Below are 25,082 nucleotides of genomic sequence, written 5' to 3'. Positions count from 1 at the left end.
AAAATGAGTATCCGAACCTTATTTATGATGCGAAGCTTATTCGGAAAAACTATAGCTACTCCTCCTTTATTACCAGCACCATTACATTTCATGACAGTAGTTTTGTAAAGGCTCCTCTTAACTACAACATGCTGCTTCGGGAAATGCACTTTGTTACGGAAGAAGGAGATACTCTGGCGCTGGCTAACGGGGAAGGTATAGCAGGAATCAAAATAGACAATGATTTTTACCAGTACGTACCTCCCTATGGCTTTCTCTTAATTTTTGCCTCTCTAAAAAAAGTAAATCTTTCGGCACAGCTCATGACAACTCCACGAGTGTTTGGAACCGGCAAATTATACCAGACTATCCTACTCACTGAGGACAGTACCAGCCGCCAGTTGAGGGATATGCGGGGCAATACGATATTTGTCCGGGACAGCCATTTCTTCCTGGTTGATAAAAACAATACTCCGTATAAGATCAATACGTCCAACCTCAAGTCCATCCTCCTCAAACTGTACCCGAACCATCGCCGGGAAATCAACCAGTACCTCAGAAAGAACGCCAATAGCCTGACGAAGACGAAGGATCTTATCACGCTCCTTGAGTACATTGATCAGCTTTCTGTTCAGTAATCTTTTTCTTTTGGTTACTATTCCGTCATCTTACTACGCCCCTATACCTGACAGCTGCTCTGATTGCCTCTGTTCTTATAAATTATAAAACAGGTAGCTTTAGGTGTAGTTTTCCTTTTAAGGATGAACTTTCCACTCACTCTTTCTTTATCTCTATAACCCCATCCAGCTATGAAAAAAATAATGCTATTGACCGCTATTTGCTCATGCTATACGTCATTCCTCTGGGCTCAGTCTCAGAATATCATACGGGTGAAAAATGTGGAAGATCTGCGTAAGTCTGTTTCGTTAAAAGATCAGTACCGTTACCCTAACTTCACCACAGGTACTATCTTCTTCTTTAACGGTACTACGATTGACACGAAGCTCAACTACAATGTACTTCTGAATGAGATGCAGTTCCTGAATCCCCGTGGTGATACCATGGCCCTTGCCAATGAGTATACGATCAAGAATATCAAAATAGCCGATGACCAGTACCTGTATAACCCCAAGGTGGGATTTGTCGAAGTAGTGAATGATTCCGAAGGGGTGAAGCTCGCTATCCACCCCATGCTGATCCAGGTACGTAGTGAAAAGATGGGGGGGTACAACCAGTCGTCCGGTGCTTCCTCGATTACACGCTACAAAACCTATTCAGATCATAATGGAAGGGTACAGCATCTGGATATAAAAGGAGATGTGCTGCTGGCAAGGCATGAAAATTACTATCTGGTAGATAATAATAACGCCATTTACCTGGCTAATAGGGGCAGCCTGCTAAGATTATATTCGGATCATAAAAAGGCACTTAACGAGTACATGAAGGAACACAAAACCAACTTCACTAATAAAGAAGAGTTAAAAGCCCTACTGAAGTATGGTAATGAACTGTCCGCTAAGTAAAGCCCTAGCATTCCTGATAGTTAAGTAGCAGATTATACGTACTATTCCAAAAATAAGAGCGGCAGCCCGTACGGGCTGCCGCTCTTTTATTAAACCAGGCATTCAGCTACAAATAGCTAAGCTACTGTAAGTCAATTAGCTTACTTTGCCAGCTTCTACCTGCTTACGGATGATGTTCAGAGCTGAACCAGCCTTGAACCACTCGATTTGCTGCTGGTTGTAGGTATGGTTTACAGTGATCTCGTCCTTCGAACCATCGGCGTGGTGCAGTACCACGGTCAGAGGCTGGTTAGGAGCGAAGTTCTGCAGACCTACGATATCGATAGTATCGTCCTCGTGTACTTTTTCGTAATCGTTAGGATTGGCGAAAGTCAGGGCCAGCATACCTTGCTTCTTCAGGTTGGTCTCGTGGATACGGGCGAAAGACTTCACCAGGATCGCACGAACACCCAGGTGACGTGGCTCCATAGCGGCGTGCTCACGTGATGAACCTTCACCGTAGTTTTCGTCACCTACCACGATAGTACCGATACCGGCGGCTTTGTAGGCACGCTGCGTAGCAGGTACTTCACCGTATTCGCCGGTTAGCTGGTTCTTAACGCTGTTAGCCTTATCATTGAACCCGTTGATGGCACCGATGAGCAGGTTGTTGGAGATGTTATCCAGGTGACCACGGTACTTCAGCCATGGACCAGCCATCGAGATGTGGTCAGTAGTACACTTACCTTTCGCCTTGATCAGCAGTCGCAGACCCGTGATATCAGTACCTTCCCACTCTTTGAAAGGATCGAGCAGCTGCAGACGATCCGAAGTAGGGCTTACAAGTACCTCTACCTGGCTACCATCTACCGCAGGAGCTACAAAACCGGCATCTTCTACCGCGAAGCCACGTACCGGCAGTTCGATACCCTGTGGCTCGTCCAGCATCACCTGCTCACCATTTTCGTTGGTAAGGGTGTCTGTCATGGGGTTGAAGGTAAGGTCACCGGCAATAGCGAAAGCCGTAACGATCTCAGGAGAAGCTACGAATGCATGCGTGCTGGCATTACCGTCGTTACGCTTGGCGAAGTTACGGTTAAATGAAGTAATGATGGAGTTCTTACGTGAAGGATCGTCCATGTGGCGAGCCCACTGACCAATACAAGGTCCGCACGCATTGGCAAGTACTACCCCACCAATCTTTTCGAACGTTTTGAAGATACCATCGCGCTCAGCCGTGTAACGGATTACTTCCGAACCTGGTGTGATGGTAAACTCCGCTTTCGCTTTCAGATTCTTGGCAGCAGCCTGCTCCACGATAGAAGCCGAACGGGTCAGGTCTTCGTACGATGAGTTGGTACATGATCCGATCAGACCTACTTCCAGACGCTCCGGCCACTCGTTTTCTTTAACCGCCTGAGCAAACTTAGACAGAGGCCACGCCAAATCCGGAGTGAATGGTCCGTTGATGTGCGGCTCCAGGGTCGAAAGATCAAGCTCCAGGATCTGATCGTAGTAAGGTGCAGGATTAGCGTATACCTCGTCGTCTGAGCGCAGGTGCTGTCTTACGGCAGCAGCAGCATCGGCTACATCTGTACGGTCAGTACCACGCAGGTACGAGTCGATCTTGTCATCATAGGCGAAGATAGAAGTAGTAGCACCTACCTCAGCACCCATGTTACAGATTGTACTCTTACCAGCGCACGAAAGGCTCTCGGCTCCCTCACCGAAGTACTCAATGATATAACCGGTACCTCCTTTTACAGTAAGCTGACCAGCTACCCACAGAATAACATCCTTAGGAGCAGCCCAACCGCTTAGTTTACCGGTAAGTTTGATACCGATCAGTCGTGGCATCTTCAGCTCCCACGCCAGACCTGACATTACGTCGCTGGCATCAGCACCACCCACACCAATGGCGATCATACCTACTCCACCCGCGTTAGGCGTATGTGAGTCGGTACCGATCATCATTCCACCGGGGAATGCGTAGTTTTCCTGAATTACAGAATGTATAATACCTGATCCGGGCTTCCAGAAGCCAAGACCATATTTTTTTGAAACAGATGCAAGAAAATCATATACTTCCCTGTTCTTATTGTTAGCATCAAGCAGATCCTGCTCGGCACCCTTTTCAGCCAGGATCAGGTGATCGCAATGAACAGAAGAAGGTACCGCTACCTGCGGACGACCTGCCTGCATAAACTGCAGCAGGGCCATCTGAGCCGTAGCATCCTGCATAGCTACACGGTCTGGTGCAAAATCGACGTATGATTTACCACGCTCGTAAGCCTGGGCTGCATTACCTTCCCAAAGGTGTGAGTATAGGATTTTTTCAACGAGTGTTAAGGGACGGCCTACCACGTTACGGGCAGACTCGATACGCTCCCCCATACGGGCGTACACGCCCTTGATCATGTCTATGTCAAATGCCATAATTATTGTGAAAGATTACTTTTATTTAAAAGACGCCTAAAATTACAAAAATCCCCGTACGTTACCGGTTTCACGATTCTTTTTTGCGAGATTTTTATCTGCTTTTTCTTGATTAATTTCAATTTTCTTCTAATTAGGATAGTATTTACAATCAGTAGCCAAGAATAAAAAAAGCCCCCTCAGAACCTTTTGCAAAATCAGGTCGGTTGTATGATTTGTAACAATCCATTTACACCGGCTGTTTACGATTTGTTAGTTTCTGACCTATATTTGAGCAATCTTAGCGCCGTTACCATTAAATAAAGTTATTATGTCAAAGAATCTGGTGATCGTAGAATCACCGGCGAAGGCCAAGACAATAGAGAGCTATTTAGGAAAAGATTTTACTGTAAAATCGAGCTTTGGACACGTTCGGGACCTACCCGAACATGATATGGGTGTTGACGTTGAGAATGGCTTTAAACCTGTTTATGAAATATCAGCTGATAAGGTTAAAGTAATAAATGAGTTAAAGAAGTTAGCCAAGGAAGCCGAGCAGGTATGGCTGGCGACGGACGACGACCGCGAAGGTGAGGCGATATCATGGCACCTCAAAGAGGCCCTGGGACTGCCCGACGACACCAAGCGGATCGTGTTCAGAGAGATTACCAAGTCAGCGCTTCAGAATGCCATTGAGCGTCCCCGTAATATAGATCTTGATCTGGTCAATGCCCAGCAGGCGCGCCGTATTCTGGACCGCCTGGTAGGGTATGAGCTTTCGCCGGTACTCTGGAAGAAGATACGTATCGGTAAGTCATCCCTTTCGGCTGGCCGGGTGCAATCGGTCGCGGTTCGCGTGATAGTGGATCGTGAGCGCGAAATTGATGCCTTCCAGTCGAAGAGCAGCTTTAAGGTGACGGCCCGTTTTGATCTGGGGAATGGAAAGATCCTGAACGCGGAGCTTCCCAAGAACTTCGACAAGGAAGCCGAAGCGTATGCTTTTCTGGAGAAGTGCATCCAGGCCGAATTCTCCATAAAAAACCTTGAAACCAAACCCGCTAAAAAATCACCAGCGCCCCCATTTACTACCTCCACTCTACAGCAGGAAGCTTCCCGCAAGCTGAGTTTCTCGGTGTCACAGACCATGACCATCGCTCAGAAGCTCTACGAAGCCGGTAAGATATCGTATATGCGTACCGACTCCACCAACCTGTCGGAAGAGGCCATGGGTAAAGCCAAGGATCAGATCAACAGCGAATACGGTACCGAGTTTCATCAGCGGCGCACCTATAAAACCAAGTCTGAATCAGCTCAGGAGGCGCACGAGGCCATTCGTCCTACCGACTTCTCGACGCTGGTGGCCAGCAAGGACCGCAACGAGCAGCGCCTCTACGAACTGATCTGGAAGCGGGCCATTGCCTCGCAGATGTCCGATGCCCAGCTTGAGCGTACTACTGCTACCATCGGCATCTCTACTACGAAGGAAGAGCTGGTAGCCCAGGGTGAAGTCATAAAGTTTGAAGGCTTTCTGAAGGTGTATCTTGAATCGAATGATGATGATTCGGATGAAGAGCAGAAAGGTATGCTGCCTCCCCTGAATATTGGCCAGCAGCTCAACCTGTCGGACATGAAAGCTACCGAGCGATACAGCCGTAACCCTCCCCGCTATACTGAAGCGAGTCTGGTAAAGAAGCTGGAAGAAATGGGTATCGGGCGTCCCTCTACCTATGCACCTACCATTTCTACCATTCTGCGCCGTGGCTATGTGGTGAAGGAAGACCGGCCCGGTCAGGAGCGGGAGTTCAAGGAGTTAACGCTTAGGAATAATGAGATCAAAGGGAAAGTCAGCAAAGAAACCTACGGTACCGAGAAAGCCAAGCTATTCCCGACCAGTACGGGTATGATCGTAAATGACTTCCTCGTGAATCATTTTCAGGATATAGTTGACTTTTCGTTTACGGCCAACGTAGAGAAAGACTTCGATAACATCGCCGAAGGGAAAGTATCGTGGCAGCGAATGATCGATAACTTCTACAAAGGCTTCCATAAGAAAGTAGCGGAAGCCGAAGGCGAAAAGATAGACCGCAGCCTCACCACCCGCGAACTGGGCGAAGACCCTAACTCGGGCAAAAAGGTATCTGTACGGGTAGGTAAGTACGGCCCGTACGTGCAGATCGGGGATGTGGAGGACGAAGAAAAACCCAAGTTTGCCAGCCTGCAGAAAGGCCAGCTCATGGAGACCATCACCTTTGAGGAAGCCATGGAACTCTTCAAGCTACCCCGTGAGGTAGGCTTCTACGAAGACAAGGGAATGGTGGTAAACATAGGTAAGTACGGCCCCTACGTCAAGCACGACGATAAGTTCTACTCTCTCTCGCCTACGGATGATCCCATGGCCGTGACCGAAGAGCGGCTCATTGAGATTATTCAGGAGAAGCGCAAGCAGGAAAGCAACCGGATCATACGCGAGTACGACGAGAATCCAAACGCCAAGGTGTTAAACGGCAAGTACGGCCCCTACATAGCTTTTGGTAAGCGTAATATCAAGATACCTCGTGGTACTGAACCTACCTCCCTCACCTATGAGGATGTGCTGAAGCTGGCCGAAGGTACAGAAGAGAAACCGGCTGCCGCCAAAGCCAAGGGAGGGCGTAAAACCGCTGCTAAAAAGACAAAAAAGGATTAAATAACTATGGCTACGGGGGAAGCGAAGAAGAAACTGGTGGTCCTGTCAGGAGCAGGAATAAGTGCCGAAAGCGGCATCAAAACATTCCGCGATAGTGGCGGACTGTGGGAAAACCACCGGGTTGAAGACGTAGCTACCCCCGAAGCCTGGCATCGTAATCCGGCGCTGGTACTCCAATTCTACAACCAGCGCCGTCAACAGGCCCGCACCGCCGAGCCCAATGCAGCCCACCGGATCCTGGCCGAACTGGAAGACCACTTTGACGTAACCATCATCACGCAGAATGTGGATGATCTGCACGAAAGAGCCGGATCAACCCATGTCGTACACCTGCACGGTGAACTATTCAAGGTCAGAAGTACCAAAGATCCGGAGCTGGTCTATACGCTGGAAGGTACGGAACTGAACCAGGGAGACCTGTGTGAACTCGGTAGTCAGCTTCGCCCGCATATCGTGTGGTTTGGTGAAGAAGTACCCATGATGGAAACCGCCGTGGAGATCACCGAACAAGCGGATATCTTCGTGGTGATTGGTACCTCGCTGGCCGTATATCCGGCCGCCGGGTTGATCTACTACGTACGTGGTGGTGTACCCATCTACCTCATCGATCCGTCCATGCCTGAAGTATCCCGACGATCCAACATGACTTTTATTCAGGAGAAGGCTACAGTCGGCGCTGCCCGACTCAAAGAGTACCTTCTTCAATAAATGCTTACTATTAACCCATAGAGCCACTATGCAATCCAGCGTTCTATTAAATAACGGCGTTAAGATGCCCATCTTGGGCCTGGGTATTTACGCGCCCGGTGAGAAGAACGAGGTCCGAAATGCCGTAACTACCGCCCTTGAAGTAGGCTACCGGCTCCTGGACACCGCCAGCATTTATCAGAACGAGGAGGAAGTAGGTCAGGGATTCAAAGACAGCGGACTCGTGCGGGAGGAGGTATTCATCACCTCCAAAGTGTGGCGCGACGAGCAGGGCTATAACAAAACTCTGCGGGCCTACGACAAGAGCCTGAAAAGACTCCAGACAGACTACATAGACCTGTACCTGATCCACTGGCCGGTCCGAAAGGATCTGAAAGAAACCTGGCAGGCGCTGGAAAAGCTATACGAAGAGAAGCGGGTCAGGGCCATCGGAATATCCAACTACTACGAGCCTCACCTCAAAGAACTGTTTGAGTATGCCAATGTCATTCCGGCGGTCAATCAGTTTGAGTTTAGCCCCTTCCTGTACCTGCCCAACGTGGTTAACTTCTGTATCCATCACAAGATCCAACCCGAAGGATACGCTCCGCTGGTACGGGGAGAAAAGGCTCAGCATCCGGTACTGGTTGACATTGCCAAAAAGCACCGGAAGTCAACCTACCAGGTACTGATCCGCTGGTCCATGCAGCACCAGGTAGTCACGATACCTAAGTCGGTGAATCCGGAGCGTATCAAAGCGAACTTTGATGTGTGGGACTTTGAGCTGACTCCTATGGAGATGGACGCTCTGAATCAGCTTCATGATGGTACCCGCGTGGCCGATGACCCGATGACCTATTTATAGTACCCGACCCTTATTAAACCAAACTACCCCTTATTAAATAAAACGCATGCAACTCCTTGACGGAAAACTGATTTCCTCGCAGATCAAAGCCGAAATCAAAACCGAAGTAGACTACTGGACTTCTAAAGGTGGGAAAAAGCCACATCTGGCCGCTATACTGGTAGGGAACGACGGAGCCAGCGAAACCTACGTAGCCTCCAAGATCCGGAGCTGCGAAGAGATTGGCTTTACCTCTACCCTTCTTCGCTTTGACTCAGACGTGACCGAGGCTGTGCTTCTGGGTGCCGTAGAGCAACTGAATAACGATCCCGACGTAGATGGATTTATTGTACAGCTTCCGCTGCCTAAGCACATTTCGGAGAATACCATCATGGAAGCGGTACATCCGGCCAAGGATGTGGATGGCTTCCACCCTATCAACGTAGGCCGTATGTGCAAGGGACTACCTGCCTACCTGTCGGCTACTCCTTTCGGAATCATCGAAATGCTGAAGCGGGCGGATATCCAAACGGCCGGTAAGCACTGCGTCGTGATTGGCCGCAGCCAGATCGTAGGCTTGCCCATGAGCATCCTGATGCAGCGCAATACCTACCCCGGCAACTGTACCGTCACCATCTGTCACAGCAAGACCCAGAACCTGAAAGAAATCTGCCAGTCGGCCGATATTCTGATTGTAGCGCTGGGGCGTCCTGAATTTGTAACGGCTGAGTATGTCAAAGAAGGAGCCGTAGTAATAGACGTAGGAATCAGCCGGGTAGTCGATGCCAGCAAGAAAAGCGGCTTCGCGATCAAAGGCGACGTAAACTTCCAGGATGTAGCTCCCAAGGCCAGCTACATTACCCCGGTACCGGGTGGTGTAGGCCTTATGACTATCTGTGGCCTCCTGACCAACACCCTCATGGCTGCCCGGAAGGAAATATATAAGTAGTAGTCAGTATTGATAAAAAAGCAGCAGGAATCACCACGGTGTTTCCTGCTGCTTTTTTAGTGCTTTATGCTACTACCTAACCACATAAACCCTACCCACCTTACAAGTACCTCACCATAAAGTTGAGCAGCTTTTTGATCTTATCGGTGTAAGGTGGGTACAGAAAACGGGTAGTACCAAACTTCCGCTTCATCACTCCTTTGGCGTTAGAGAACTCCTGGAAGCCGAAGTAGCCGTTGGACTTGCCGATACCACTGTTGTTGACCCCTCCGAAGGGAATTTCGGGGTTTCCGAACTGAAAAAGGAGCTCATTTACTAGGGCATTACCGGCGCTGGTACTGGATAGTACGTAATCGGCATTACGGTCACTCCGGCTGTGTACATATAAGGCCAGTGGCTTCTCGTGCGCATTGATATAGTTGACGGCCTCCCGCAGATCATGGTACTCCATCACCGGCAGCAGCGGACCAAATATTTCCTCCTGCATCAGCATCATCGAATCATTAACTCCGGTGATCAGGGTAGGCTCGATGAAGTTATCCGCAGCTATGGTTTTTCCTCCCAGCTCTACCGAAGCCCCTTTATTAATGGCATCATCCAGGTACGACTTCAGCCGCTGAAAGTGACGGTCATTCACAATCCGGGCGTAGCTATCGGAGTCTTCGGTAGGTTTTCCGTCCTGATTGTACATAGATGCCACGGCCTTCCTGAACTCATCGATAAAGCGGCTTTTCACCCCAGAATGCACCATCACGTAATCGGGAGCTATGCAGGTCTGACCATTGTTAAGAAATTTACCCCAGGCAATTTTCTGGGCCGTAGCAGCTATATCGGCCGTTTCGTCCACTATGGTGGGAGATTTGCCTCCCAGTTCGAGCGTTACCGAAGCTAGGTGCTCGGCCGCTGCTTTCATCACTATTTTACCTACCTGGGGGCTGCCCGTAAAGAAGATATGGTTGAAAGGCAACGCCAGTAACGCCTGCGATACGTCCATGCCTCCTTCCATGACCGCTACCTCTTCAGGTGGAAATACCGCTTCCACTACCTTACGAACAAAGGCCGATGAATGTGGAGTGAGTTCTGAGGGTTTGATAATAGCCACACATCCGGCAGCTATGGCTGAGATGAGCGGCTTCAGGGCCAGGTTGATGGGGTAGTTCCAGGGAGAGATAATAAGAGCATTGCCCTTGGCCTCGTACTGGATATAGCTACTGGTACCAATGGCGCCTAGGGGCGTAGGTACCTTTTGGGGCTTCATCCAGCGCCGGAGGTGCTTGCTGGTGTACTTGATTTCGCTGGTCAGGACGTAGATCTCCCCCAGCATGGTTTCGGCCGCCGGTTTCCTGAAATCACGGTAGGTAGCCTCCTGCGCTTCTTCCAGATGGCTGAGCAGGTAGTTGTACAGCCGGTTGAGGCGCTCGATCCGCTCTGATGCAGTAGTCTGCGCCATTCTTGAGGCAAACTGCCTCTGCTTCTCGAAGAGCCGACGGGCCTCCTGCTGTATATCCTGTTTTACTAATGGTACATCCATAGCCTATGATTTACTACCTAAGATATACTGTAAATAATAACAATTACGAGAAAAAATAAGGTAATAGCTTGCTTAAATCAGCTTTTACTAAATATTTTGTCAAAATCCTTTATATTGCTTTAACAAGCATCATCTATGAGCATCGTAAGCAACAATATAAAGTACCTACGCCGGCTGAATGGTCTGACCCAGGAGCAGTTTGCCCGTAAAATAGGAATTAAGCGTTCGCTACTAGGTGCTTATGAAGAGGCGCGGGCCAACCCCAACCTGACCAACCTGAAGAACATGGCGCTGGCCTTTGGGGTGTCGGTGGATAACCTGCTGAAGAATGATCTGCGGAAAATCAGGGATACACCTGAACTAGGTCTTCCCTTGCCCCCTGTACATCAGACGCCCCCGCCGCCGCCTCCCCCTCCCCCTTTGTTACATGAACCAGCTGCTCCCCAGCTTTTGTCAGCGATACTTGATAAGTACCAGCGCCCCAGGCCTACGCTGCGTATGGTGTCCCGCCAGGTGGCTCTGAAGCCTGTTCACACGGGTGGCTCCACTTACCAAAGGGAGTCCGTGTATACCGCTAAGTCAGGATTCCAGCCTCCTCAGTTCAATAATCAGTACGATGGAGCGAGCAACGGCGTGGGTAGCAAGCACGATGACCATCAGCTTTCCCACCAGTCCATCCAGTGGGTCAAAAGCAGTACCGTAGCTGACTACCTGCACAACTACCAGAACCCTTCTTTCCTGAACCGGCTGCCTACGTTTCAGCTGCCCAACCTGCCTTCGGGCAACTACCGGGCTTTCGAAGCCGGCGACGACTTTGCCTTTCCGGGAGCGCTGCTGGTGGGGTCATTTGTACGTAACTGGTACGAAATCAAAGACGGCACCAACTACGTATTCATTCTCAGAAATCAGGGGATCGTGTACCGTCGGGCCTACAATCAGGTCAAGATCAAAGGCATCCTGCTACTCAGCTCGGATATAGCCAGTGTACCCAGCACGGAGATATCCATCAAGGACGTGCTGGAAGTATGGGAAGTGAAAGCATTTGTAAGTCTTGGACTCCCCGAACCGGCCCCATCAGTAGACCGGATCAGAGAGCTGGTAGACGAGCTACGCCACGAGCTAGACCGTAACGCGTCGTTCTAGTTTATCGAACAGATTTTCTATTTGCGTCAGTACCTTGCTCTTGGGTGTAGGATTCAGTACCGACTCACCCAGCTTGTACCATAGTCCATCTCCGGTAGTGAGGTAGACGCCATCCTGGTTGGGCCGGCTCTCGTACGCCTGATCTGGCACAAACTCCGCCTTGAACACGGTACCCATTACATCTTCCAGCTTTTTCCAGGCTAGTTGCTCCCGGGGTTGCTTATCCAGCTGTACGGAGAAGGTCTTATTGACAAAGGAAGCATTGAGGCTGATACAGGTTTCCTTTTTGTTGCTGATCCGCAGGTATTCCATCTCAAACTGTTTCTCCCGACCAGCGGCTTCGTAAATAGCCTGCATCAGCTCCTGCAGGAAGTACGCCCAGGTTTCCTTATCCTCCGGACTACCTGACTCCGCATCCCCCTGCTGGGTCAGTACTACTTCAATGAACTCTTCCAATTCGTTATCCTCAGCCTCTTCTACGTACTGGCTGTGGGTGAGAATAGAGTTCAGTTCCGTAGCCCACACCTGGGGCAAATCTCCCTGCCATGAGAAATCATCATTCAGGGTAAATCCTTCCCCTATAATCTCGTCTTCGTCAAGCTCCTCCCTATCCAGGTATTTCATATCAAACTGCACGTGTACACCAGCTCCATCGGCAGGGGTTATACGCATCGTGTAGTAATAAGAGTAAGGAGCAGGTACTACGGGGGCAGTCTGGTAGTTAATCAGTACCTCATTGTATCGCAGATGTTCAGTTCTCATGCAAGGTATCGTTGTATTTCTTATTTGTTGTGTTTACTCATCTACTCGTTTCAGCAGTGCTACCGTACGCCTCTTATCAACTTTGTCGGTTGGGGTCTTAATGAATTCATCCACGAAGTAGATGTGTTTAGGAACCAGATATACCGATTCCCTTCGCTTCATTTCGCTACAGACATTATCGGCCGGGAAATAAATATCTTGATTCTTTACCACAAGGATTAGCCTCTGCCCTAGTTTTTCGTCAGGTTCAAACCAGCTGAAACAGTCAAAAGGACATCCAATGTCATATAAAATCTGTTCCACTAGCTGATCCACTTTGTCCAGTGGTATCTTGATGCCTCCGGAGTTGATTATATTGTCAACGCGCCCGATCCAGCGGAAGCTGCGCTCCGAGGTAATTTCCACCAGATCATTGGTCTGAACGGTCTGGTGGAGCGTCATTGGTCCTGATACGTACAGGCATCCCCGCTGGTCCAGTCCGAACTCTACCCCTTCCAGTAGCGTAAAGTCATCACTGGCCTCCTTTCCGTTCAGAAGCCGCAGCGCCACGTGCGATACCGTTTCGGTCATGCCGTAGCTCTGGCACACGGGTATGCTCATCCGTCGGATCTGCTCGTGCAGAGCCACTCCGACCGGAGCCCCTCCCAGCAGTACTTTGCCGAGGCTGCTCACCCGTTTGCGCGTTTCCTTATTTTCCAGAATAGTGGACAACTGCAGGGGTACCATAGCTACGAAGTCAAACGCATGATCGGTAGGTACCTGCAGCAAAGGATTCCCCGACGGCTCTACAATAGTAAGATCCCAGTCCAGCTCCATCCCCCGCACCAGCATCATAACCCCGGCAATATAGCGCACATTCAGACACACCAGCGCACGGGTACCTTTGGGTAGTTGCAAGGCTTTACCCGTCAGATGCGCGCTGCTTACCAACTGCTCCCGAAGCAGCGTAATGGGCTTAGGCTCTCCGGTGGAGCCGGACGTATGCAACTGGTAGTGGGGCTGGTTGTGGGACCAGGATCTAAGAAAATCATAAGCCAACCGGAAGTACTCAGGCTCGGGTACAGCCTGCGAAGCGATCAGTCGTCGGTTGGTATGCCAGTGCATAGGGTGCTGGTGCTAGTGTAGGTGATAGGTGTGCTAAGTTCGGCTTAGATTTAATATTATCACAGAACAAGTGTCCGGTACTGGTAGATGACAAGTGGTTCGGGTACTACTTTTTAAGTGTTTTTTAGACCCGAAAGTTAATCATTAGTTTTTGAAGGTAAGATAAACAACCTTAATTTCGGCCAATCAAAGGAGGTACTATGTCAGATCAGGAAGAAGAAAATGAAAAAATTGCCCAGAATCCGGGCCTGATGGAATACGGGCACACCGTAGGTGGAGCCGTGATCCGTCCGGAGGATATGGGTAAGGTAAAAGGCCGATCGGTGCTGGCTATGCGACAGCAGACAGACCTGCAGATGGCCCAGATCTACAAGCAAATGCAGCTTCTGGCCGAGCAGGCCAATCTCATAAAAAAACGGGTGGAGGTATCGGAGCGGATCTACTCGGCCCAGATGAGTTTTGAGCCGGTCATCAACCATACCTATTATCTATACGAGCGGCAGGATGGAACGGATGTACTCTCCATGATTGCTCCCAATGAGTGGGGGCGCTCCCGACCCTTCCGACGCTTTGTAGCCAGGGCCCATATGCTGGCTGACCACACCTGGGATGTAGCGTACAACCAGGAGGAAGAGCAGGCTGATGTTCAGCCAGGCACTTCCGAATAATCATATGTTATCAAAGACCTCAAAGGCCCCTATTCAAGCAGTAAATCCTCTTTATATTATCTCTATTCAACTCTAATGAACTACTGGATTGTAAAATCTGAACCTTTCAAATATTCATGGGATCATTTCGTTAATGAAAAGCGAGCCATATGGGATGGCGTACGGAACTATCAGGCGCGTAATAACCTGATGGCAATGAAGGAGAACGACCTGGTTCTTTTTTACCATAGCAATGAAGGAAAAGAAGTGGTAGGACTGGCCAAAGTCAGCCGGGAAAACTACCCCGACCCTACTATCGATGACCCGCGCTGGGTGGTAGTAGAATTGGTACCCGTTGAGCGGTTTCCCCGTACGGTCAGTCTCAGCCAGATGAAGTCCGATACCCGTCTCCAGGACCTGTCGCTCATTCGTCAGTCCCGCTTATCCGTCCTTCCCCTACGGCCCGAAGAATTTGATATAATCTTAGGTTTAGCCCATGAACAAAACTAATGCAATGCTGAAGTCAGCATTCCTCCTGCTATTTACCGTTACACTCTTCCACTCCCCCCTCTATTCGCAAGACGTCAAACGTGTTGAACTGCCCGTACCAGTCGGCAGTGAAGCCTATCAGACGATTCCGCTGGGGGAAAAGGGCGTCCTGCTGGTATCCAAGCCTACGCGCAGTACCTACAATGTCCAAAAGTTTGATGTGAATCTGGACCGCGTGTGGTCCATTGATGGTACCATCGAAGCCAATCTTGACCTAGTGTCATCCACCTACGACGGGCAGGCGGCTTTCCTGCTGTTCAGCCGGTTCCGAAGCAATATTTACCAGATTGTAAAGGTCAATATAGGTCCCGGATTTGTCGAGACATTTACCATCAATACCTTGGATCGTTTCCAGATCACGGATTTCAAGACCCTGGGTAACTCGGTGTTTATGGCAGGTATGGTCAAAGAAGAGCCCATACTGATCCATACCAACCTCCTCAACCTGCAGACCAAGGTGCTGCCTTCGGCCATCCGGGGCTCCAATGCCATCCAGTCCATCGAGATTGATACCACGCACCGCCTGGTCAACGTGAGCTTTGCCGTTAAGAAAGGAAAGCAGATTAAAATAGTGGCCCGCTCCTACGACGAGAGGGGTCAACTGGACTCGCAGGTAATGGTAGATCCCAAGGACGAGTACTCGTTGCTCAATGGCCGCCTGCAGGTACTTAACGATTCGGTCAAACTTTTGATAGGCACCTACGGGTACCGCAACATGCAAACCACGAACAACGCGGCTTCTCAGGGTCTCTTTATCAGTAAGATCGTGGACGATGAAGTCAAATACACCCAGTACCACAGCTTTACGGACTTCGACAACTTCTTCAACTTCATGAACGAAAGGCAGCAGGAGAAGATGGAGCGCCGGATCCGCAAGAAGAAAGAAAGCGGGGGCGACCTGAAGCTGAACTACCGCCTGCTGGTACACGATATTGTACAGAAGGACAACCAGTACATCCTGGTTTCGGAGGTATTTTATCCCGAGTACCGCACCCAGAACCCCGGCATGTACGGGATGAGCTCCTTCTGGGGCAATCCCATGATGTACGGCTCACCCTTTGGCTATGGCCTGTACAACCCCTGGCTCTGGAATCCGATGTATGGCCCTCGGGGCACTTACAGCAACCAGGTGTTCAATGGCTTTGTGTACACCCATGCGATAGTAGCCGGTATCAGCAAAGACGGAAACCTGATGTGGGATAACAGTATCAACTTCGATGGGGTTAAGAGCATGGAACTGCGTGAAAAAATAAACCTGCAGGTAACTCCCAACGGACGTACCCAGCTGGTTTACTCTCACGATGGTGCTATCCGGAGCAAAATTATCAAAGGCGAATCCGTCGTGGACGGGGATCGTCAGGTGGCGCTGGCCACCAGCATGGAAGGCGACAAGGTACGCAAAACCAGTACCGACGACATCAACCACTGGTACGGCAACTACTACCTGGCCTGGGGTGAGCAGCGTATTGTTAACGCTTCAGCCGGTGACGTACAGAGCCGCGGACGCCGCAACGTTTTTTATCTAAGTAAAATCTCATTCTAATACCTGGTGCTACTACTTACCCCCACCCAACATACCGACTACGAACTAATCGATACCGGAGGCTTTGAAAAGCTCGAACGCTTTGGCCCCTATACCCTGACTCGTCCCGAACCGCAGGCGGTTTGGGATAAGTCGTTATCAGAGCAGGAGTGGAACAAGCGCTCCGATGCTGTGTTTAAGCGGGACAAAGGTTCGCAGGAAAAAGGCCAGTGGCTGACCAAAGGAGACATGCCCGAGCGCTGGGTGTTCCAGTACCGTACGGGCAGGCTACACCTGCGTACCAAGCTGGCGCTATCCTCCTTCAAGCACGTGGGGCTTTTCCCCGAGCAGGCTACCAACTGGGACTACCTGACGGAGAAGCTCTCGCTTATGCCGGTCCAGAAGCCCAATGTTCTTAATCTATTTGCCTATACCGGTGGCGCCTCCCTGGCGGCCCGGGCGGCCGGAGCCGATGTTACGCACGTGGATGCGGTAAAGCAGGTGATCAGCTGGTCGCGGGAGAATATGGAACTCAGCAGCCTCGACAATATCCGATGGGTGGTAGAGGACGCCATGAAGTTTGTGAAGCGGGAAGTCCGCAGGGGCAAGCGCTACCACGGCCTCATCCTGGACCCACCGGCCTACGGACGCGGACCGGACGGTGAAAAATGGCTGCTCGAAGAGCACATTAACGAGATGCTCGGACTGTGTGCCCAGCTCCTGGAGAAAGAGAACTACTTCTTTATCATCAACCTGTACTCACTGGGCTTCTCGGCACTGATCATCGAGAACCTGGTCCGGGCGCATTTTGGGAAGGTACCTAACCACGAGTTTGGGGAGCTTTACCTGCAGGACTCTTTTGACAAAAAGCTGCCGCTGGGAGTTTTTTCCCGTTTTTCGGACCTATCCGTGTAAAATACATCTTAATTCCTCAACTTTGCAGTAATAAAAAGCTGACTAATTTTTGAAACTTATTTATTGCTCGGGTATGAAGGGAAGTAGGTCCGCATTCAGCTCTGTGTTAGTACTTACCGCCTGCGTTGCTATAGGCTTTCTGGCTTCGTGTCAAAGTGATGCCCGAAATGCTACGCGCATACCTCCTACCCCTACCGCCAAGCTCAAGTCGGAGTGGAACAAGGATGCCCTGGAAGCACTTACTAATAACATCAGACGCCAGATCGACCTGGACGCTAATTATTTTAAGCGGGCGCGTATCTACTTCGGACAGGAAGAGTATAACCTGGCTCTTAATGATATCAATGAAGCCATTGATTATAAGGATAACGTAGGCGAGTACTATCTGCTACGCGGACAGATCAACCGGGAGCTGAACAAACTGGATGCGGCTCTGGAAGATGCACAGCGTGCTGAAGCACTCCAGCAGGACAACTCCGAGCTGTACATCCTGATGGCGGATATCCTACAGGAGAAAAACCGGTACCGGGACGCGCAGCGTTACCTCAACCGCTCCCTGCAGATGTCGCCCTACGACGGTAGCGCGTACTATGTGAAGGGGATGCTGCAAAGCCGGATGGGTGACTCACTCACCAGTATTTCGAGCTTTAAGCAGGCCCTGACCCTGAACCCCCGCCTGCTCAGAGCTTACCAGCAAAATACCCGGATACTGAACTCGCTGGGTGACCATCAGAACGCCCTGTACTACAATAACCTGGCCTTGAAGAGGTACCCCAAGGATCCTGAACTGCATTTTGAAAGGGGGCAGATCTACCTGGCTACCAGCCAGCTGGACAGCGCCCTGATCAGCTACCGGAACGCCGTGGCTCAGAACCCAGGACTAACGGATGCCTACTACCAGATCGGAAACATCAATACCAAGTTTAAGCTGTATCAGCCAGCGCTCAATGCGTACCTGAAAGTACTTAAGGACCGGCCGGATTTTCCCGAGATCAACTACCTCGTCGGACTGACCTACGAGCGACTGGGCTTCCATGATAAAGCTGCGGAGCACTATACCGTAGAATCGCAGTTCACCCCGGGCCATACGCTGGCCAGTGCGGGTATCTGGCGCATCCAGCGAAGAGAGGCCGGGGCCTATGTACCTACCCCTTCATCGAATTCTGACCGGCAGGTAAGCTCGGAGCCGACACGATTACTGGATACGACCCGCGTAAAAATCAGTACTATTCAGCCACGCAGCTCCATTAACATGGGAACTGACTCAAGCCGAAAAATCATTATTAAATAATACATTCCGATTAATAGCATTTCTTGAATGAACGATTCATCGAATATTAACATCACGCTGCCCGATGGTAGTGTGCGCGAATATCCAAAAGGGGCAACCGGTCTGGATATAGCGCTGAGCATCAGCGAAGGACTAGCTCGAAATGTACTGGCGACCAAAGTAAATGGTGAAGTGTGGGATGCTACGCGCCCCATTGAATCCGATGCTGAGATCAAGCTGCTTACATGGAATGACGATGAAGGCAAGTCTACGTTCTGGCATTCATCGGCTCACCTGCTGGCCGAAGCGCTGGAAGCGCTGTATCCGGGTGTTAAGTTCGGAACCGGTCCCTCCATCGAAAAAGGATTTTACTACGATGTAGATCTTGGCGAACACTCTATCTCACAGGAAGACTTTCCTAAGATCGAAGCCAAGATGCTGGAACTGGCCCGTCAGAAGAACGAGTACATACGTAAGCCGATAAGTAAGTCTGATGCCATCAACTTTTTTACCGAGAAGGGCGATGAGTACAAACTTGAACTGATCGACGGTCTGGAGGATGGCTCCATTACCCTCTATACCCAGGGTAGCTTTACTGATCTCTGCCGCGGACCTCATATACCGGGTACCAGCTTTATCAAAGCCGCGAAGATCACTAACGTAGCGGGAGCATACTGGCGCAACAACCAGGAGAACAAAATGCTAACCCGCATCTACGGGGTTACGTTTCCAAAGCAGAAAGAGCTGGAAGAGTACATCACACTGATCGAAGAAGCCAAGAAGCGTGACCACCGCCGGCTGGGTAAGGAGCTCGAGCTATTTGCCTTCTCCGAGAAAGTAGGCCAGGGACTGCCCCTGTGGCTGCCCAAGGGCGCCATGCTGCGTGAGCGTCTGGAAAGCTTCCTGCGCAAGGCACAGCTGCGGGCCGGGTACCTGCCCGTAGTGACTCCTCACATCGGCAGCAAAGCTCTGTATGAAACCTCCGGTCACTGGGAGAAGTATGGCAAGGATTCGTTCCAGCCCATCCGGACTCCCGATGCGGATGAGGAGTACATGCTCAAACCCATGAACTGTCCTCACCACTGTGAGATCTACAAGACCAAGCCCCGCTCCTACCGCGACCTTCCACTGCGGTTGGCTGAGTTTGGTACTGTATACCGCTACGAACAAAGTGGGGAGCTGCATGGTCTGACGCGTGTACGTGGCTTTACGCAGGACGATGCCCATATCTTTTGCCGTCCCGATCAGGTGAAGGAAGAGTTTATCCGGGTAATTGATCTGGTACTGTACGTATTCCGCAGCCTGGGCTTTAACGACTACAGCGCCCAGATCTCCCTGCGTGACCCTGAGAACAAGCAGAAGTACATCGGTAAAGACGAAGACTGGGACAAAGCCGAGCAGGCCATCATTGAAGCGTCGGCTGAGCGTGGCTTATCTACCGTTACCGAGTTGGGCGAAGCCGCCTTCTACGGTCCCAAGCTGGACTTCATGGTACGCGATGCGCTGGGCCGTAAGTGGCAGCTGGGTACCATTCAGGTAGACTACCAGCTTCCGCAGCGCTTCAACCTCGAGTACGTAGGCTCCGACAACCAGAAATACCGTCCCGTTATGATTCACCGGGCACCTTTTGGGTCCATGGAGCGTTTCATTGCTATCCTGATCGAAAACACCGCCGGGCAGTTCCCGCTGTGGCTGTCTCCCGATCAGATCGCCATCTTGCCTATTTCCGAAAAATACGCCGACTACGCCGATGAGGTATTCTTCCAGTTACAGGATACGGATATCCGCGGATTTGTAGATCATCGCGACGAGAAGATAGGCCGTAAGATCCGTGATGCCGAAGTTACCAAAGTACCCTACATGCTCATTGTAGGTGAAAAAGAAGCCGCAGAGGGCCGGGTATCAGTACGCCGGAAAGGAGAAGGTGATCTTGGATCTATGACAATCGGAGAGTTTGCTGCGTATTTTCAGAATGAAATTAAAAATATTATAGCAACTTTTTGATTTTCTGTTAGTAATCAATTATATAGGCATTATTTTTGTAGTTAGCATAGGTTAAACCTGATTTTTCACCTAAACAAAGTACTCACCAAACCATAAAATATGGCATTAAGACCCCCACGTCGAGTTAAAGTTGTTGAAGAGCCTTATCGTATTAATGAGCGTATTACAGCTAAGCAGGTTCGTCTGGTTGGCGATAACGTTGAGCAAGGCGTATTTGATATTAATAAGGCAAGATCAATGGCCGAAGCTCAAAACCTTGACCTTGTGGAGATTGCTCCCACTGCTACCCCTCCGGTATGCAAAGTGGTAGACTACTCGAAGTTTAAGTACGAGCAGAAGAAGAAGCAAAAGGAAATCAAGGCCAAGGCCCAGAAAGTTGTTATCAAGGAAATCCGGTTCGGCCCGAATACTGACGACCACGACTTTGAGTTTAAAGTTAAGCATGCCATCAACTTTTTGAAAGAGGGTTCAAAGGTGAAAGCCTATGTACATTTCGTAGGTCGTACTATTGTATTCAAGGAACGTGGCGAAAACCTGCTAAATCGTTTCTCAGCAGAACTAACTGAGTACGGTAAAGTAGAAATGGAGCCCAAGCTGGAAGGAAAGCGTATGACAGTTATTCTGGCTCCGCTCCCCCCCAAAGGCAAATAATATACAAGTACCATTAAATCGTGTGGCAGAGCTCAAAAGCTTCTGCCTCACGATTTTTTATTTTATAAATAAATACGTATTTTTGCGGGCTGTTTTATTTTTATTAACCGTTTAGACGTTTTTTATCATGCCTAAAATGAAAACGAATTCCGGCGCCAAGAAGCGTTTCAAGCTTACTGGTACTGGTAAAATCAAGCGTAAGCACGCGTTTCACAGCCACATCCTGACCAAGAAGTCCAACAAGCGTAAGCGCAACCTGGTACAGACTGCTATGGTGGATGAGACTAACGAAGGTCGCGTACTTGCTCTTCTGGCCGTAAAGTAAGGCCCCTTTTATTTTTTTTAAATAATTGGTTTTTTGTTCAACCCGATTGTCGGTTCAAAAATAAGTCTCACTTAATAAAGAGCACCGACCGTCAAAAAACAGGTATATTATGCCACGTTCAGTAAATCACGTAGCGTCACGTGCAAGACGCAAGAAAATTATGAAAATGGCCAAAGGATACTTTGGTCGCCGTAAGAATGTTTGGACCGTAGCGAAAAACGCCGTTGAGCGTGGATTGCAGTATGCTTACATCGGTCGTAAGCAAAAGAAGCGTAACTTCCGTGCTCTGTGGATTCAGCGTATCAACGCCGGTACCCGTCAGAACGGAATGTCATACTCAGCATTCATCGGTAAACTTAATGCCGCAGGCATCACGCTGAACCGGAAAGTACTTGCTGACCTGGCAATGAATCATCCGGAAGCTTTCACAGCGATCGTCAATAAAGTGAAATAAAACAGCAAATCCCCACTTCGGTGGGGATTTTTTTTGCTCCTTCCCTCTGAATGATAACAATATAGTAGTACCTGTTAGTTATTGGTAGTAGTCCGCCAGCCAGCCCTATGCTGAGCCTGGCCGTCACCAACAAACCAACACTACTAGTATGTTAGATCAACTTTTCAACCTGATCCAGGACCAGTCACAGGATGCCGTGGTGAAAAACCCGGCCGTTCCCGATAAGTATAACAAGGATGTAATGCAGACCGTGGCAAGCTCCATCACGGGAGGTATGCAGCAGGAAGTACAAAGAGGCAATCTGGATGGAGTCATGGGGCTTCTCTCGGGCCGTACGGTACAGGGCGGTAGTACCAGCATGATGTCAAATCCTATTGTATCTTCCATCGCTCAGATAGCTACATCCAACATCGTGCAACGTTTTGGACTGTCGCCTGCCATTGCCAACGGTATTGTAGCGGCGGTACTCCCGCAGGTCATGAGCCGCATGATCAACAAGACAAGCAACCCGAATGATTCAAGCATGGACTTCAATAGTGTCCTGGGAGGCTTAATGGGCGGTGGTAGTGGTAGTGTTAATACCAGCGCGGCCCCTTCTCAGGGTAAAGGCGTTAACTTCAACGAAATTGGTTATGCCATGGCTGACGGTAAGCTTGATATGAACGACCTGAAGCGCGTTGGAGGTAGTCTGTTTGGCGGTAACTCCAATTCGTCTGAGGGCAACCAGAACAGCGGTGGGCTGGGTGGCCTGCTGGGTGGTTTATTTGGAGGAAAATAAGTCTGGCCAAGCTGCACAGGCTGTCAGTAGCGTCAATAAAAAAGAAAGTATTCTGTCATCTTGTCCTGAGCCTGGACATGCTATGATGGAGTACTTTCTTTGTTTTAAGCTCACCTGCTACGGTAGCATCCAGGCCCATCCACCTCTAGTAGCCTGATCCTAAACCAATTCACCGTTCATCCATCACAATAGTACTTATCTAAGGCTGCTACTTCTGGTTGTCTGTCATTCTTCAGTACCTAAGCCCAAGTACCCTGTCAGGGGCAGTGCCTCTTCGGATCTATACCAGTCGCTTACGTATACGGTTGCTGCTAAACCTGCAATTCGCTATGTCAATTTGTCAGCGCAGATAGATACTGACGGTATTGGTACGGGCTTTTTGATAAGTATAGGTATATTATTGAACAGCATAAACACTTATATACAATGGGAAAAATTATTGGCATTGACTTAGGAACTACCAACTCCTGTGTAGCTGTCATGGAAGGGAATGAACCCGTAGTGATCGCTAACAGCGAGGGTGCGCGTACAACTCCATCTGTGGTAGCCTTTATGGACAATGGAAATGGTGAGCGTAAGGTAGGTGCCCCAGCTAAAAGACAGGCAATTACCAACCCTAAGCACACTATCAGTTCCATCAAGCGCTTTATGGGTAAGCGTTATGATGATGTTTCCAGTGAAATGAAAACCGTGGCCTATGATGTTGAAAAAGGCCCTAACAATACACCCCGCGTACGTATTGGCGACCGCCAGTACACACCACAGGAGATTTCAGCCTTCATCCTGCAGAAGATGAAGCAAACGGCTGAGGACTACCTGGGACAGGAAGTAAAAGAAGCCGTTATTACCGTACCTGCTTACTTCAACGATGCGGAACGTCAGGCTACTAAGGAAGCCGGTCAGATCGCTGGTCTGGATGTAAAACGGATCATTAATGAGCCTACTGCTGCCGCTCTGGCCTATGGTCTTGACAAGCAGCACAAGGATATGAAGATCGCTGTCTTTGACCTGGGTGGTGGTACTTTTGATATTTCTATTCTGGAATTGGGTGATGGTGTATTCGAAGTAAAATCTACCGACGGTGATACGCACCTGGGTGGTGACGACTTCGACCAGGTAATCATCAACTGGCTGGCAGATGAATTCAGAAAAGACGAAGGAGTAGACCTGACTCAGGATCCAATGGCCCTGCAGCGTCTGAAAGAAGCTGCCGAGAAAGCTAAGGTAGAAGTTTCAAGCTCTACCCAGACTGAGATCAACCTGCCGTACATCTTCCCGGTGAATGGTATCCCCAAGCACCTGGTACGTACACTTTCACGTGCTAAGTTTGAGCAACTGGCCGACACGCTGTTCCAGCGCATGATGGAGCCTTGCCGTCGGGCTATGAAAAACGCCGGACTGAGCAATGGTGATATCGACGAAGTAATTCTGGTGGGTGGTTCTACCCGTATACCAAGGGTTCAGGAAGAAGTAGAGAAATTCTTCGGTAAGAAGCCGTCCAAGAGCGTTAACCCTGATGAGGCCGTAGCCGTGGGTGCCGCTATCCAGGGTGGTGTACTAACCGGTGAAGTAAAAGACGTACTTCTGCTTGACGTTATCCCGCTGTCATTGGGTATCGAAACACTGGGTGGTGTATTCACCAAGCTGATCGAGGCAAATACTACTATCCCATCCAAGAAGACTGAAACGTTCTCTACCGCTGCTGACAACCAGCCATCCGTAGAGATCCACGTACTGCAAGGTGAGCGCCCTCTGGCCAGTCAGAACCGTACCCTGGGACGTTTCCACCTGTCGGATATTCCGCCAGCACCACGTGGTATCCCTCAGATCGAAGTAACCTTCGACGTAGACGCCAACGGTATCCTCAACGTATCAGCCCGTGATAAGGGAACTGGTAAAGAGCAGAAGATCCGTATCGAGGCTTCCAGCGGTCTGACCGATGCTGAAATCGCCCGTATGCGCGAAGAAGCGAAGGCCAACGAAGCGGCTGATAAAGCAGAGCGTGAAAGAATTGAAAAACTCAATGCTGCTGATACGCTGATCTTCTCTACTGAGAAGCAGCTGAAAGAGTACGGCGACAAACTGTCGGCCGGCAGCAAGTCTAATATAGAAGGTGCCCTTGGTGAGTTGCGCACTGCACACCAGAGCCAGGATCTGACCGGTATTGATTCGGCCATGGAGAAACTGAATGCCGCATGGCAGGCTGCTTCTCAGGAGATCTACGCCGCTGGTCCTCAGGAAGGTGCACCAAACGGTGCTGCTAATGGAGCCGCTAACGGTGCTGCCAACGAAGGCGCCACCAGCAGCGACAATGTAACCGACGTGAATTTTGAAGAGGTAAAATAATTCCCCTTCGACTATTGTA

Annotated in this window: 22 protein-coding genes; 18 read left to right on the top strand and 4 right to left on the bottom strand. The window is 49.9% G+C overall.

Annotated features, from left to right (window positions below; genetic code table 11):
* The first annotated feature begins 128 nt into the window (after positions 1-128).
* Both JTN23_RS12335 and JTN23_RS12330 read left to right on the top strand, forming a co-directional pair.
* Complete coding sequence (locus JTN23_RS12335; RefSeq protein WP_247235136.1) at positions 129-617, top strand: hypothetical protein; 489 nt, start codon at positions 129-131, stop codon at positions 615-617.
* Positions 618-788: 171 nt separating this feature from the next.
* The gene (locus JTN23_RS12330) at positions 789-1,502 is read left to right on the top strand and encodes a hypothetical protein (protein ID WP_247235135.1); all 714 of its coding nucleotides are present in this window, start codon (positions 789-791) and stop codon (positions 1,500-1,502) included.
* Positions 1,503-1,637: 135 nt separating this feature from the next.
* Here the strand turns inward: JTN23_RS12330 and JTN23_RS12325 are convergent, their stop codons facing one another.
* On the bottom strand, positions 1,638-3,917 hold the full coding sequence (locus JTN23_RS12325) for an aconitate hydratase (RefSeq protein WP_247235134.1): 2,280 nt from the start codon (positions 3,915-3,917) through the stop codon (positions 1,638-1,640).
* A gap of 310 nt (positions 3,918-4,227) precedes the next feature.
* On the opposite strand from JTN23_RS12325, the gene topA reads away from it, so the two are divergent.
* The 4 genes from topA to JTN23_RS12305 are packed head-to-tail and all read left to right on the top strand — an operon-like array spanning position 4,228 to position 9,062.
* Positions 4,228-6,582: a type I DNA topoisomerase gene (gene topA, locus JTN23_RS12320; protein ID WP_247235133.1), complete on the top strand. Its 2,355-nt coding sequence runs from the start codon at positions 4,228-4,230 to the stop codon at positions 6,580-6,582.
* Positions 6,583-6,588: 6 nt separating this feature from the next.
* Positions 6,589-7,290, top strand: coding sequence for an SIR2 family NAD-dependent protein deacylase (locus tag JTN23_RS12315; RefSeq protein WP_247235132.1), 702 nt, complete (start codon positions 6,589-6,591; stop codon positions 7,288-7,290).
* Positions 7,291-7,318: 28 nt separating this feature from the next.
* Complete coding sequence (locus JTN23_RS12310; RefSeq protein ID WP_247235131.1) at positions 7,319-8,134, top strand: aldo/keto reductase; 816 nt, start codon at positions 7,319-7,321, stop codon at positions 8,132-8,134.
* 46 nt (positions 8,135-8,180) lie between these two features.
* Positions 8,181-9,062 carry a bifunctional 5,10-methylenetetrahydrofolate dehydrogenase/5,10-methenyltetrahydrofolate cyclohydrolase gene (locus JTN23_RS12305; protein ID WP_247235130.1) on the top strand — a complete coding sequence of 294 codons (882 nt, stop codon included), beginning with the start codon at positions 8,181-8,183 and terminating at the stop codon, positions 9,060-9,062.
* A gap of 100 nt (positions 9,063-9,162) precedes the next feature.
* On the opposite strand, the gene JTN23_RS12300 is transcribed toward JTN23_RS12305, so the two are convergent.
* Complete coding sequence (locus tag JTN23_RS12300; protein WP_247235129.1) at positions 9,163-10,593, bottom strand: aldehyde dehydrogenase family protein; 1,431 nt, start codon at positions 10,591-10,593, stop codon at positions 9,163-9,165.
* A 135-nt stretch (positions 10,594-10,728) separates the two neighbouring features.
* Between JTN23_RS12300 and JTN23_RS12295 the strand changes: the two genes are divergently transcribed.
* Positions 10,729-11,736 (top strand): helix-turn-helix transcriptional regulator, encoded by a 1,008-nt coding sequence (locus JTN23_RS12295; RefSeq protein ID WP_247235128.1) that lies wholly within the window; start codon positions 10,729-10,731, stop codon positions 11,734-11,736.
* Here JTN23_RS12295 and JTN23_RS12290 read toward each other — a convergent pair.
* Complete coding sequence (locus JTN23_RS12290; RefSeq protein WP_247235127.1) at positions 11,713-12,498, bottom strand: hypothetical protein; 786 nt, start codon at positions 12,496-12,498, stop codon at positions 11,713-11,715. The two genes, JTN23_RS12295 and JTN23_RS12290, sit on opposite strands and share 24 nt — an antisense overlap.
* Before the next feature lie 33 nt (positions 12,499-12,531).
* Positions 12,532-13,602, bottom strand: coding sequence for an AMP-binding protein (locus JTN23_RS12285; RefSeq protein WP_247235126.1), 1,071 nt, complete (start codon positions 13,600-13,602; stop codon positions 12,532-12,534).
* A gap of 200 nt (positions 13,603-13,802) precedes the next feature.
* On the opposite strand from JTN23_RS12285, the gene JTN23_RS12280 reads away from it, so the two are divergent.
* The 11 genes from JTN23_RS12280 (at position 13,803) to dnaK (ending at position 25,063) form a co-directional block, all read left to right on the top strand.
* Entirely contained in the window at positions 13,803-14,270 is a 468-nt protein-coding gene (locus JTN23_RS12280) for a DUF2452 domain-containing protein (RefSeq protein WP_247235125.1), read from the top strand.
* Between the two features lie 75 nt (positions 14,271-14,345).
* Positions 14,346-14,759 carry an EVE domain-containing protein gene (locus tag JTN23_RS12275; RefSeq protein ID WP_247235124.1) on the top strand — a complete coding sequence of 138 codons (414 nt, stop codon included), beginning with the start codon at positions 14,346-14,348 and terminating at the stop codon, positions 14,757-14,759.
* A complete protein-coding gene (locus JTN23_RS12270; protein WP_247235123.1) occupies positions 14,746-16,341 on the top strand; it encodes a hypothetical protein in 1,596 nt (531 codons plus the stop codon). The genes JTN23_RS12275 and JTN23_RS12270 overlap by 14 nt, the downstream gene beginning before the upstream one ends.
* Before the next feature lie 6 nt (positions 16,342-16,347).
* Positions 16,348-17,235 carry a class I SAM-dependent methyltransferase gene (locus tag JTN23_RS12265; protein ID WP_247235122.1) on the top strand — a complete coding sequence of 296 codons (888 nt, stop codon included), beginning with the start codon at positions 16,348-16,350 and terminating at the stop codon, positions 17,233-17,235.
* 49 nt (positions 17,236-17,284) lie between these two features.
* The gene (locus tag JTN23_RS12260) at positions 17,285-18,526 is read left to right on the top strand and encodes a tetratricopeptide repeat protein (RefSeq protein ID WP_247235121.1); all 1,242 of its coding nucleotides are present in this window, start codon (positions 17,285-17,287) and stop codon (positions 18,524-18,526) included.
* 27 nt (positions 18,527-18,553) lie between these two features.
* Positions 18,554-20,509, top strand: a complete 1,956-nt coding sequence (gene thrS, locus JTN23_RS12255) for a threonine--tRNA ligase (protein ID WP_247235120.1) — start codon at positions 18,554-18,556, stop codon at positions 20,507-20,509.
* Between the two features lie 99 nt (positions 20,510-20,608).
* Positions 20,609-21,160 carry a translation initiation factor IF-3 gene (infC, locus tag JTN23_RS12250; protein ID WP_247235119.1) on the top strand — a complete coding sequence of 184 codons (552 nt, stop codon included), beginning with the start codon at positions 20,609-20,611 and terminating at the stop codon, positions 21,158-21,160.
* Between the two features lie 127 nt (positions 21,161-21,287).
* Entirely contained in the window at positions 21,288-21,485 is a 198-nt protein-coding gene (gene rpmI / locus JTN23_RS12245) for a 50S ribosomal protein L35 (RefSeq protein ID WP_247235118.1), read from the top strand.
* Positions 21,486-21,594: 109 nt separating this feature from the next.
* On the top strand, positions 21,595-21,939 hold the full coding sequence (rplT, locus tag JTN23_RS12240; RefSeq protein ID WP_247235117.1) for a 50S ribosomal protein L20: 345 nt from the start codon (positions 21,595-21,597) through the stop codon (positions 21,937-21,939).
* Between the two features lie 148 nt (positions 21,940-22,087).
* On the top strand, positions 22,088-22,717 hold the full coding sequence (locus tag JTN23_RS12235; protein ID WP_247235116.1) for a hypothetical protein: 630 nt from the start codon (positions 22,088-22,090) through the stop codon (positions 22,715-22,717).
* A gap of 426 nt (positions 22,718-23,143) precedes the next feature.
* Positions 23,144-25,063 (top strand): molecular chaperone DnaK, encoded by a 1,920-nt coding sequence (gene dnaK / locus JTN23_RS12230; protein ID WP_247235115.1) that lies wholly within the window; start codon positions 23,144-23,146, stop codon positions 25,061-25,063.
* Positions 25,064-25,082: the final 19 nt, after the last annotated feature.

The organism is Telluribacter roseus (assembly GCF_017355915.2).
Classification (GTDB): domain Bacteria; phylum Bacteroidota; class Bacteroidia; order Cytophagales; family Spirosomataceae; genus Telluribacter.
Note: the sequence above shows the minus strand (reverse complement) of the source record. Positions and strands in the feature narration are given on the sequence as shown.

Bases quoted from the DNA above. Each gene is read 5' to 3' on its own strand.
- rpmI (WP_247235118.1), top strand. From the start codon at position 21,288: ATGCCTAAAATGAAAACGAATTCCGGCGCCAAGAAGCGTTTCAAGCTT.
- JTN23_RS12310 (WP_247235131.1), top strand. From the start codon at position 7,319: ATGCAATCCAGCGTTCTATTAAATAACGGCGTTAAGATGCCCATCTTG.
- thrS (WP_247235120.1), top strand. From the start codon at position 18,554: ATGAACGATTCATCGAATATTAACATCACGCTGCCCGATGGTAGTGTG.
- JTN23_RS12275 (WP_247235124.1), top strand. From the start codon at position 14,346: ATGAACTACTGGATTGTAAAATCTGAACCTTTCAAATATTCATGGGAT.
- JTN23_RS12290 (WP_247235127.1), bottom strand. From the start codon at position 12,498: ATGAGAACTGAACATCTGCGATACAATGAGGTACTGATTAACTACCAG.
- JTN23_RS12300 (WP_247235129.1), bottom strand. From the start codon at position 10,593: ATGGATGTACCATTAGTAAAACAGGATATACAGCAGGAGGCCCGTCGG.
- JTN23_RS12295 (WP_247235128.1), top strand. From the start codon at position 10,729: ATGAGCATCGTAAGCAACAATATAAAGTACCTACGCCGGCTGAATGGT.
- JTN23_RS12325 (WP_247235134.1), bottom strand. From the start codon at position 3,917: ATGGCATTTGACATAGACATGATCAAGGGCGTGTACGCCCGTATGGGG.
- JTN23_RS12235 (WP_247235116.1), top strand. From the start codon at position 22,088: ATGTTAGATCAACTTTTCAACCTGATCCAGGACCAGTCACAGGATGCC.
- dnaK (WP_247235115.1), top strand. From the start codon at position 23,144: ATGGGAAAAATTATTGGCATTGACTTAGGAACTACCAACTCCTGTGTA.
- JTN23_RS12335 (WP_247235136.1), top strand. From the start codon at position 129: ATGCTGCTTCGGGAAATGCACTTTGTTACGGAAGAAGGAGATACTCTG.
- topA (WP_247235133.1), top strand. From the start codon at position 4,228: ATGTCAAAGAATCTGGTGATCGTAGAATCACCGGCGAAGGCCAAGACA.
- JTN23_RS12315 (WP_247235132.1), top strand. From the start codon at position 6,589: ATGGCTACGGGGGAAGCGAAGAAGAAACTGGTGGTCCTGTCAGGAGCA.
- JTN23_RS12270 (WP_247235123.1), top strand. From the start codon at position 14,746: ATGAACAAAACTAATGCAATGCTGAAGTCAGCATTCCTCCTGCTATTT.
- JTN23_RS12280 (WP_247235125.1), top strand. From the start codon at position 13,803: ATGTCAGATCAGGAAGAAGAAAATGAAAAAATTGCCCAGAATCCGGGC.
- JTN23_RS12305 (WP_247235130.1), top strand. From the start codon at position 8,181: ATGCAACTCCTTGACGGAAAACTGATTTCCTCGCAGATCAAAGCCGAA.
- rplT (WP_247235117.1), top strand. From the start codon at position 21,595: ATGCCACGTTCAGTAAATCACGTAGCGTCACGTGCAAGACGCAAGAAA.
- JTN23_RS12330 (WP_247235135.1), top strand. From the start codon at position 789: ATGAAAAAAATAATGCTATTGACCGCTATTTGCTCATGCTATACGTCA.
- JTN23_RS12285 (WP_247235126.1), bottom strand. From the start codon at position 13,602: ATGCACTGGCATACCAACCGACGACTGATCGCTTCGCAGGCTGTACCC.
- infC (WP_247235119.1), top strand. From the start codon at position 20,609: ATGGCATTAAGACCCCCACGTCGAGTTAAAGTTGTTGAAGAGCCTTAT.